The sequence below is a fragment of the Rhizobium chutanense genome, from assembly GCF_002531935.1.
GTDB lineage: Bacteria > Pseudomonadota > Alphaproteobacteria > Rhizobiales > Rhizobiaceae > Rhizobium > Rhizobium chutanense.
Map to the genome: position 1 here is coordinate 1 of NZ_NWSV01000084.1, position 995 is coordinate 995.

At 62.0% G+C, this 995-nt stretch carries 1 protein-coding gene; it reads right to left on the reverse strand.

Going from position 1 to position 995, the window contains the following annotated elements:
- A partial coding sequence (locus CO666_RS33390; RefSeq protein ID WP_245436926.1) for an ABC transporter permease occupies positions 1-995 on the reverse strand: 995 nt, incomplete at both ends.

Here is a 995-nt window from a genome sequence, read left to right on the forward strand (position 1 = left end):
CTTGCCTGTCTTGATCGTCTGTATTGATCGATGACGACGGCGAGGACGATGATGGCTCCCTTGATGATCTCCTGGTAATAGGAACCGATCTTGAGGAAGGTGAAACCGGATGTGATGACGCCGAGGATGATGGTTCCGATCAGCGTTCCTGTGATGCGACCCGAACCGCCGGCCAGCGACGTGCCGCCGATGACGGCCGCGGCGATGGCGTCGAGTTCGTATGCTGTGCCCATGGTCGGCTGGGCGGAGGCTGCGCGCGCTGCGGTGACGACGCCGGCCAGTCCGGAAAGCACGCCTGCGACGATGTAGACCTTGATGAGATGGGATCCGATGTCGATGCCGGAGACCCTTGCGGCCTGCGGGTTGGACCCGATCGCGTAGGTGTATTTGCCGTAGCGGGTGTAGCCGAGGGCAATATGCGAGATCACGGCAACGCCGAGGAAGATCAGCACCGGCAGGGGGACCGGAAAGCCGAGGATGAGATAGCTCTTTCCGAGCCATGTGAACTGCGGCGTCAAAAGGCCGATCGGCTGGCCGAGCGTATACCACTTGGCCGCGCCTCTGGCACAGACCATCATGCCGAGCGTGGCGATGAAGGGCGGGATGCCGGTTTTGGCGATCAGGACGCCGCTGATCCATCCGGTGATCAGGCCGACGAGCAGGCCGGCCATGATCGGCCAGAGGGGAAAGAGATCGGTCAGGCCGGGATAGAGCGCGCGCACATCCGCCGAGCCCTGTGCCAGCGATGCGGCAACCATTGCCGCCAGGCCGACCACCGATCCCGACGCCAGGTCGATGCCGCCTGTGATGATCACATGCGTCACGCCGACGGCCAGAATTCCGGTCACCGAGACCTGAAGGATGATGATCGACAGGCGCTGGTCGTTGCCGAGAAACGATGTGCCCACGAAAATCCAACCAAGCACCTCGAAGATCAGCGCGATGCCGACAAGCACAAAGGCCATCGACATCTCGCTCTTGAACTTCCGCTTAAC